The 9,290-nt window shown below is 42.0% G+C and carries 8 protein-coding genes; 3 read left to right on the top strand and 5 right to left on the bottom strand.

Going from position 1 to position 9,290, the window contains the following annotated elements; translation table 11 throughout:
• Positions 1-542: 542 nt before the first annotated feature.
• The 3 genes from QSE00_RS24705 to QSE00_RS24695 form a co-directional block, all read right to left on the bottom strand.
• Entirely contained in the window at positions 543-1,244 is a 702-nt protein-coding gene (locus tag QSE00_RS24705; RefSeq protein WP_286107945.1) for a hypothetical protein, read from the bottom strand.
• 78 nt (positions 1,245-1,322) lie between these two features.
• Positions 1,323-2,993 (bottom strand): gamma-glutamyltransferase, encoded by a 1,671-nt coding sequence (ggt, locus tag QSE00_RS24700; protein ID WP_286107946.1) that lies wholly within the window; start codon positions 2,991-2,993, stop codon positions 1,323-1,325.
• Between the two features lie 139 nt (positions 2,994-3,132).
• On the bottom strand, positions 3,133-3,720 hold the full coding sequence (locus tag QSE00_RS24695) for an acyl carrier protein phosphodiesterase (RefSeq protein WP_110357618.1): 588 nt from the start codon (positions 3,718-3,720) through the stop codon (positions 3,133-3,135).
• A 96-nt stretch (positions 3,721-3,816) separates the two neighbouring features.
• Between QSE00_RS24695 and glmM the strand changes: the two genes are divergently transcribed.
• Both glmM and QSE00_RS24685 read left to right on the top strand, forming a co-directional pair.
• Complete coding sequence (glmM, locus tag QSE00_RS24690) at positions 3,817-5,205, top strand: phosphoglucosamine mutase (RefSeq protein ID WP_286107944.1); 1,389 nt, start codon at positions 3,817-3,819, stop codon at positions 5,203-5,205.
• Positions 5,206-5,267: 62 nt separating this feature from the next.
• A complete protein-coding gene (locus QSE00_RS24685) occupies positions 5,268-6,056 on the top strand; it encodes an endonuclease/exonuclease/phosphatase family protein (protein ID WP_286107943.1) in 789 nt (262 codons plus the stop codon).
• Here the strand turns inward: QSE00_RS24685 and QSE00_RS24680 are convergent.
• A complete protein-coding gene (locus QSE00_RS24680; RefSeq protein WP_286107942.1) occupies positions 6,046-7,041 on the bottom strand; it encodes a sterol desaturase family protein in 996 nt (331 codons plus the stop codon). The two genes, QSE00_RS24685 and QSE00_RS24680, sit on opposite strands and share 11 nt — an antisense overlap.
• Positions 7,042-7,272: 231 nt before the next feature.
• Positions 7,273-8,160: a lysophospholipid acyltransferase family protein gene (locus QSE00_RS24675; RefSeq protein WP_286107941.1), complete on the bottom strand. Its 888-nt coding sequence runs from the start codon at positions 8,158-8,160 to the stop codon at positions 7,273-7,275.
• A 58-nt stretch (positions 8,161-8,218) separates the two neighbouring features.
• On the opposite strand from QSE00_RS24675, the gene QSE00_RS24670 reads away from it, so the two are divergent.
• Positions 8,219-8,869: a rhomboid family intramembrane serine protease gene (locus QSE00_RS24670; RefSeq protein ID WP_286107940.1), complete on the top strand. Its 651-nt coding sequence runs from the start codon at positions 8,219-8,221 to the stop codon at positions 8,867-8,869.
• Positions 8,870-9,290 lie beyond the last annotated feature (421 nt).

Below are 9,290 nucleotides of genomic sequence, written 5' to 3'. Positions count from 1 at the left end.
CGGGGCTGTGGAAAGTGCGTAGATTTAAAGAAATTTAAAATCAGCCTAGCGTTTTTTGGTTCGTTTTTTGGGCGATGCAAAAAATGAACAGGACACAAACTTGAGATAGTAAATTATATTTTTTTGTAATTCACACACAACTTTTGGGATTGATCCCTTTCTTTCGCGCGAAATGGCGCAAAATTCATTCCCCTCTTCGTTCCAAGAGGTGAGCCTTTAGTTAATTTGCAATGAGGTAGTTAACGACTCCGGCTTTCCACAGGCACACTCGAACGGACATCCTAGTCACTTCGACAGAGTCCCTTTTTCGGGACGACGAGAAGTCGCACACAATTGGTTTTGAATCTAGCCCTTGATCTTTCGACTTTGGACCTTGTTTTTCATATAGTTCACTCCCGATATTTATGGAGATGAGCTGGATCTGACAGGGGTGTTGCTTAGAGCCTAGAGCCAATAATCTAGACTCTAGCATCTAGATTCTCAATACTAATCACTCAATACTATTTTACTTCTTACGCTAAAATTGCTTATTGCTAATTGTATCACTCATACCCCCTCACATCCCCCATATCCAATGAAATCGGGCCAATACGGTGTTTACTGGGCAGAAATGCACCACTTTCCGTTACTTGCCACTCGTCCCAACTAGCTTCGATACCGCCAATAGGAATAATGTTTACCCACATCTTAAAACTAATAGGGAAACCATTGGGTTGCAATTTCCATAAATAGGAATCACCTGGAGTGTCTCCGCCCGAGGTATAGGTGACCAACAAAGCTTCGGAACCATCTTGCAAGGGGACAATACTCCTTTTGGTACCAGGGTCGAAAACCTTAAAGGGGGCCACCAGCCAAAAAGAGTCATTGTTGAAGAAGGAGATGGCTTTGTTTATCAGTTTTTGTTTTTCGGGACCGCCAATATCAATATGGTTTTTTGAAACTGTACTTTTTGTGGATTCATTTAAATTGAGCTGTACTTCATAATCGCTCCAAGTAACGTTTACGGTGTTGATTTCCTTATCCCATCTATAATGGTGTTTCCCGTTGGCAAAGGACCATTCCAGTAAACGGGTGTCCTTATAGGCCTCGTAATTAAGGGCTGTCAACATTTTTAAGGCCAAGCTATCCGCATGATCGCTCTTGATGCCAACAGGTAGTTCTTCGTTGTAAATGGTGTAGAGGATACCGGCCAAAATGAACACCAGGGCTAATATCCATAATAGTATTTTACCTAATTTTCTCATCACCTTTTATCTTTATTTTGAAGAAATAATCTATGTCTTGGCAGTAATCTTAGGGTTTAAGGACCCCGGACATTTTAATTAAAATCCAACAGCGGTATCATCGCCGCGTTTATCGGCACCGCCTTCCAGTTTTCCGTTGGGGAGAACCTTAATGGCATCTACCTTACCAATAACGGGTGTGTTTTCTTCATTAATGAGATATCCTTTGTTCTTTAGATCGGTCATTAGGCTGGTAGGGAATCCGTCCGGTTCAAAAATTATGGCATCCGGCAGCCATTGGTGGTGAAAACGGGGAGCGTTTACGGCATCCTGCATACTCATGTTAAATTCGTAGCAATTAAGGATGGTCTGTGCTACTGCGGTTATTATGGTGGAACCTCCAGGGGTGCCGACCACCATCCATAATTTGCCGTCTTTTTCAATTATGGTAGGCGTCATACTGCTTAGCATCCTCTTTTCAGCAGCTATACTATTGGCCTCTGCCCCCACAAGCCCAAACATATTGGGAACCCCGGGTTTGGCACTAAAATCGTCCATTTCATTATTTAGAAAGAACCCCAGTTCGTCCGAGTACAATTTGGATCCATAGCCTCCATTGATGGTTGTTGTGGCAGCAATGGCATTTCCGAACGAATCTACAATAGAGTAGTGGGTAGTTTCATCGCTTTCAATAATTTGTACGTCCCCATGGGATACTTCAGAGGATTTGGTGGCTTTATCAAAAGAGAAATCACTCATTCTCTCCTGTAGGTAGGGTTCCGACAAAAGCTCCTTTAAAGGGATTTTCACAAAATCCGGGTCGCCTAGAAAATAATTTCTATCGGCATAGGCCCTGCGGGCCGCCTCGGTAAACAACTGAATGGTTTTAAGGGAATTATGCCCATAGGACGATACGTCATAGGGTTCCATCATCCTAAAAATTTGATTTAACGTAAACCCGCCGCTGCTAGGAGGGCTCATGGATATGATTTTTAGGTCTTTGTAATTAAAGGTAATGGGAGATCTCCATTTGGCTTCGTATTTCTCAAGGTCTTCGGTAGTGAGGTAACCGCCCTTGGCTTGGATAAAATCCGCTAATTTTTCAGCCACTTCCCCTTTGTAAAATCCGTCTTTACCCTGTTCGGAAATTTTTTGCAGGGTATTGGCCAAAGCGGGGTACTTTATGGAATCGCCCTTTTTGTATACCGTGGCAAAAAAAGTGGTGTCACTATTCACTTCTATAAAAATATCGCGATAATTCTCCAGCCTTTTGGCTTGCTTCTCGGTTACAACAACACCTTTCTTGGCCAATGCTATCACTGGCGCCATAATTTCTTTTAGGGGTAGGGACCCAAATTTTTCATGGACGGCAATTACACTGGCCACAGTGCCAGGAACCCCTACGGCGGTTGCTCCCAAAGTGCTCTTTCCCGCAATTACATTTCCCAAGGAATCCAAATACATATCCGTATGCGCGGCCAAGGGTGCTTTTTCACGGTAGTCCAAGGCTCCTATTTCCCCATTGGCTTTCCTATATACCATGAATCCCCCTCCGCCAATATTTCCGGCAAATGGGTAGGCCACGGCCAGAGCCAGTTCCGTAGCAATCATTGCATCGAAGGCATTCCCGCCCCTATGGAGAATGTCCGATCCAATTTTGGAAGCTTCCACACGTGCGGAAACGACCATGGCTTTTTCCGTAACCAAACCAGTAGGGGAAGCTGGACTATGTCTGCAGCCCAGCAGGGCAATGGCAATGGATAGGAACATTAGGTGTTTAAATCCCAATTGGTTGTGAATTTTGTACATGTTTTTGTCCTTATTATTAACTATGGGCCTCTTTTTGCGGGGCACTATCCAAAGATCATAGTTGGTTGGTTATAAATTGTCCCAAGTATATAGTGTTGTATCACTGTAAGGAAAGGTATTTTTGCTTTGAAAATACTATCAATTCCTCGAAAAATAAAGTGAATTCCTTTTCAAAATCGGTATAGTGTTCCTCAAGGTCCAAAATGGCAAAATTCATTTTGGATTTATTTTGGGTCCGTCTATTGATGCCATTCAAAACCCTGGATATCCCATCCATCCTGGCATAGTTCAAAATCCAATTATCCGCAATCATATAGGGCATCATCCGCTTTACCCCAATGGGAAGTATTTCATAGTGGTTTTCCAAAAGATCATAAAAATTGTCTACGAAATGGGGTAGTGGCGTATCTGCGTAAGCCGACCAATTCTTGGCGAGAAAGTGGTCATAGAAAATGTCCACAATTACACCGCTGTAATGACTGTAGTTTTTATGCAGGCGTTTGGTGCTCTGTCTCACTATAGGATGTTTGTCCGTATAGGTGTCAATTGCGCGGTGAAGCACAATTCCTTTTTGAATTTTTTCTGGAAGGTGCTTGTATTTATTGCCCCGTATACTGTCTGCAATAAAATTTCCGATAGTTATCTGATCGTCTTCAAAAGAAAGATATAGGTGTGCTAAAAAATTCATTGACCTCTGTTGAAGTTTATTAAGTTCGAATTTACAACTTAGCGGCATAGGATTTAAACCTAACCTTCTATATTTGTAAAAATTTATAAATAAAATATGACTTTAATTAAATCTATTTCGGGAATACGGGGTACCATTGGCGGTAAGCCAGGTGATAATTTAACACCCATTGATGCAGTTAAATTTGCGGCTGCTTATGGTGTTTGGTTAAAAGAATACTCAAAAAAGGAAAAATTAACGGTAGTGATTGGGCGCGATGCCCGACTTTCCGGGGAAATGATCCAGAATTTGGTCGTATCCACCCTTGTAGGCCTAGGAATAGATGTTGTGGACTTGGATCTGTCTACGACACCCACAGTTGAAATAGCGGTTCCCTTGGAAAAGGCCGACGGAGGAATTATCCTTACGGCCAGTCATAATCCAAAACAATGGAACGCCCTAAAGCTTTTAAATGAAAAAGGAGAGTTTTTGGATGCTGCCCAAGGGGCCAAAATACTGGAAATAGCAGAAAAGGAAGCCTTTGACTTTTCAGAGGTAGATTATTTGGGAACCATAAATAGGAACGATTCCTATATTGATATCCATATAGATGAGGTGCTAAACCTTTCTTTGGTGGATGCCGAGGTTATAAGGGCGGCCAAGTTTAAAGTGGTGGTAGACGGGGTAAATTCCACTGGTGGTATTGCCATACCTAAACTTTTAAAGGAATTGGGAGTGGAAGTAGTGGAACTGTACTGCGATCCAACAGGGCATTTTCCCCATAACCCAGAACCCTTAAAAGAACATTTGGGCGATATTTGTGAACTGGTGGTTAAGGAAAAGGCCGATTTTGGAATTGTGGTTGATCCGGACGTTGATCGTTTGGCCTTTATTACCAATGAGGGGGAAATGTTCGGGGAGGAATATACTTTGGTGGCCTGCGCAGATTATGTGTTGGGAAAAACCAAGGGGAATACCGTTTCCAACCTATCTTCTTCCAGGGCTTTAAGGGATATTTCTGAAAAACACGGAGGTACCTATGAAGCGGCTGCCGTTGGAGAAGTAAACGTAGTGATCAAAATGAAGGCCAATAAGGCCATAATTGGTGGTGAGGGCAATGGAGGTATTATTTACCCTGAAAGTCATTACGGTAGGGATTCCCTGGTGGGAACGGCCTTATTCTTAATGCTGATGGCAGAAAGGGGAGGTACCGTTAGCGAGCTAAGGGCCAGCTACCCTAGTTATTTTATGAGTAAAAAGAAAATAGAACTAACTCCTGGTTTGGATGTGGACGGTATTCTTCTAGCCATGGCCGAAAAATATAAAAATGAGGAAATTTCTACTATTGACGGAGTAAAGATAGATTTTCCGGAGAATTGGGTACACTTACGCAAATCCAATACCGAGCCCATCATCCGAATTTACACGGAAGCCAAAAGTCAGGCCGAAGCGGATGGTTTGGCCGATACCATAATAGGTGAGATAAAAACAGTGGCGGGAATCTAAATTAATCAGATAATATAGGGTCGGAGATATTGTGTTTTCGGCCCTAATTTCAAATTGGGCAAATGAAATACCAGATTGTAAAATTATTTCTTTTTGTTATTGTGGGAGGCACTTCCTATGGTAGCCTTGCGCAGGCAGATACCCTGAGGGTGATGAGTTTTAATATATTGCACGGTGCCACTACCAGGGACGATTTTAATTTGGATACCATTGCAGGCGTGATTAATTATTACAAGCCCGATTTGGTGGCGTTACAGGAGGTTGATTTTAAAACGAAAAGGGCAAAAGAGTACGATCTGCCTACCGAATTGGGAATCCGTACCAAAATGGCCTCGCTTTTTGCACGGGCCATGTATTATGATGGAGGGGAGTATGGGGAGGCGGTGCTATCCAAATATACCTTTGTTGGCAGTGAAAATTTGGCTTTGCCACATTTGCCGAACTCGGAACCGAGGGCTGCCTTGATAACCCGGATCAAAACCAAAAAAGGGAATACCATTCAGTTTGTGGGCACACATTTGGATCATCAGAAGGATGAAACCGATAAAGTAATGCAGGCCAAGGCAATTGTTGCCCATCTGGGGAATTCCGATTATCCCACTTTAGTAGTGGGCGATCTTAACGCACAGCCCCATAGCAAGCCCATCACCATTATTTCTGAAAAATTTACAAAACCCAACCATCCCAATGCATGGAAGGGGACTTTTCCGGCAACGGGACCCAATATCTGCATCGATCATATTATGTACAATCAACCCGAAAAATGGCAGGTGTTGGATTATGGGATCCTCTGTGAGAATTATGCCAGCGATCATTGTATTGTAATTGCAACATTGGTATTTACTCCTTAGCCAGTTGTTCTTTTAGGTAGGCTCCACGTACCAACTTGGAGGTCTGGTGTTCCCCTGTATGGCTCCAACCTGGGGGCATGACCATATAGAGAATTTTATTTTTTAGGCCGGGCGCTTTGGCGATATCCTTGAAAAGGGCCATAAATTCCCCGAAATAAACATCAAAAAAGTTACCGCTATCCATTTTACGGGTAATTCCATATTCAATTTGGATGTCATGTTGTTCCTCCTGATAGGTCCCAAAAACCTTGTCCCAGATATTCAGTAAATTACAGAAATTGGTATCCATATACAGCGGGTTTCGGGCATGATGTACCCTATGATGGGAGGGTGTCAATATAATTTTGTTCAGAAAACCCATTCTGCCATCCTTCATCATATTTTCCCCAACATGTATGAATGCTCCATAGGTACCATCTATGAACATGATCAAAAAGAGCAGAACCGGTTCAACACCCAACAGTATACAAACCGTAGTCCTAATGGCATCGGCATAGGGGGCCTCCAGAAAAAAATGGGCATGGGTTACGGAAAGATTCATTTGTTCCGGTGCGTGATGGGTAGAGTGCAAGCACCAAAACAATCGCACCTTGTGCCCCCAATAGTGGTATAAGAAATGGCCAAATTCCCAAACAATATATCCGTAAATAAACCAGTACCAGGTCATTTTTGTTTGGAATAGGGCATAGGGTTGTAACCACCCTATAATAAGGGTTACCATGGCTATAGCTATAAATCGGCCAACAAACCTGTTAAACACATAGATGAGGAAGTTTACCTTATATACCTTGGTATTAGGCTTTTTATATACCAGGCCAAGGATGAATTCCAATAGTAGTAATAGGGGGATAATGGGGTAGATAAGGGAAACCACACCGTCGTAAGTAGAGAATATACTATAGTCGCCCGCTTGCAATAATTCCAGCGCCTGCCGTATTCCTAAAAATCCAACTACCTCATCATAAAGGGTTCCAAAAATGTCCATAGTAAAGCCAACTTTATATCAATAGGGTATTAATTTATAAATAAAAAGGCAATTTTTCCATGAATTTAGACCAACAACATTGGTTCGCAAACCAATGGAACTATAGCTGCTATCTGCGGGAAGGCATTCAATTTAATGCGATGTGTTCCAGGGGATTAATGGGGTAGTGGTTTGCATGGGCCCTTTGGCTTGCTTCCGGATGTTCAAAAATTTATCGTAATAGGCCTATTCCTATTGGAATTCCACGGGTACTTTATTTCGATGTTTCCAACGTTTGTGTGTCCAAAGGTAATACTCTGGCTTTTCCCGTATCTGATCTTCGGTCAACCTGAGGAATTGGTCCGTAATTTGGTGTTTTTTGGTCTTGCTGCCGGCAGTGGTAATGGGGATGAATTCTGCTTGGTAATACCCTCTTTTTACTTTGGACACCTTTAGGAATACTACAGCTAGGTCCAATTTTCTGGCCATGCTCTCCGGTCCATTAAAAATAGGAACCTTAACGCCCATAAATTCACTCCAATATTGGGCCCTTTTTGCTTGAGGGGATTGGTCGCTTACCATACCGTATGCCGAAATTACCCCGTTTTGTACATTCCTATATACCGTTTTTACGGTTTCTTGCTGGGTTATTAGGGTGGTGTTCCATTTGGCCCTTATTTTCTTTATCAGATCATCAAAATAGGAATTCCCAATCTTTTGATATACGGCATATCCTTTGGCATGTACATAGTTATTGATACTTACGTTCCATTCCCAGTTGGCGTAATGGGAACATACGATGAGAACGCTCTTATTTTTGACTATTTCCTGAAGTACTTCAATATTGATGATCTTATAGCGTTCCTTTAGGTCCTCTTTTGATAGATTCAAGGTCTTTACCATTTCCAGGAACATATCGCACATATGACGGTAGAATTCCTTTTGTATTCCTTTTAGTTCTTTTGTTGGCTTATTGGGGAATGCCCTTGCAAGATTTTCATATACGACTCTTTTTCGGTAGCCCACCACATAGAACAGTATAATAAAGACAAAGTCCGAAAAAAAATAGAAAAGTCTAAAGGGTAATATGGAAATAAGCCATAGGAGAGGGTAAACTAAAATATATACTATGAACTGCATGCAGATATAATTAGGGCAAATATAGCTATATTTGAACCTAAAAATAATAGTTTTCTTCATGAATAACCTTCATCTCGCTACCATTGCCATTATGGCTGCCAATGTACTTGCCTCCTTAAAGGGTTTTAATAACCAGACTTTCTTTGAACGCTACAAGTTTGGTGTAGGTGCAATTCAGGCGGGACAGAAAGATAGAATGCTTACTTCGGGCTTTTTACACGTAGACCTTTCCCATCTGTTTTTTAATATGTTCACCCTTTATTTTTTTGCAGACGTGGTCATTGATTGGTTTGGTCCCAGTAAGTTTGTAATCCTTTATTTTATTAGCCTGGTTGCGGGAAGTTTGTTGGCATTGTACTTTCATAAAAACGAACCCTATTACAGTGCCGTAGGGGCCAGTGGAGCGGTTACCGGAATACTGTATTCGGCCATCCTATTGGAGCCTGGGATGCGTTTGGGAATTATGTTCATTCCTATACCTTTGCCCGCTTATGTTTTAGGGATACTTTATTTGTTTTATTCCATCTACGGAATGAAAACCAGATTGGGCAATATTGGGCATACTGCCCATTTTGGAGGTGCTATTGGTGGTTATGTGGTAACCTTGCTCTTTAAGCCCGATCTATTGGTTACAGATACATTGGTAGTGCTTTTATTGGCTTTGCCCATCGTGATACTTTTTATTCTTGGAAAAATGGGCAAGATATAGGAAGGCCGTGGGTTTATGGCAACGCAACTTTATTAGTGAAACTCAATTTTGAGAAGTCGGTAAAACGCACTTAAAATAGCAAGTTGAAGTAATCCCGCCTTTTTCGGCGGGATCTGGGTTCCATAACACGACCCTAGGGTCGATTCCTATTATTGGGTTCAGGGCCTACCTTTGTCGGCAGACAGGCCTACCTTTGTCGGCAGGCAGGCCTGCCCTGAGGTTGAATATCTTTTATTTTCTTTTAGGAGCATGGACTGCAGGGGCTTGCATTATGGATGCCGGACTGCTGGATAAGATGTAAAAAGGCACCTTCAGAGGTAGATTAAATACTTGATATTCAGCATATTAATTCGTATTTTAGATAAAACAAAACCCCGAATATGAGTCTCCAGCTCTAAAAACGGGGTATTATCCTAATTAC

The organism is Arenibacter flavimaris, from assembly GCF_030291335.1.
Classification (GTDB): Bacteria; Bacteroidota; Bacteroidia; order Flavobacteriales; family Flavobacteriaceae; genus Arenibacter.
The sequence above is the reverse complement of the archived record's forward strand: the minus strand, read 5'-3'. Positions and strand labels throughout refer to the sequence as shown.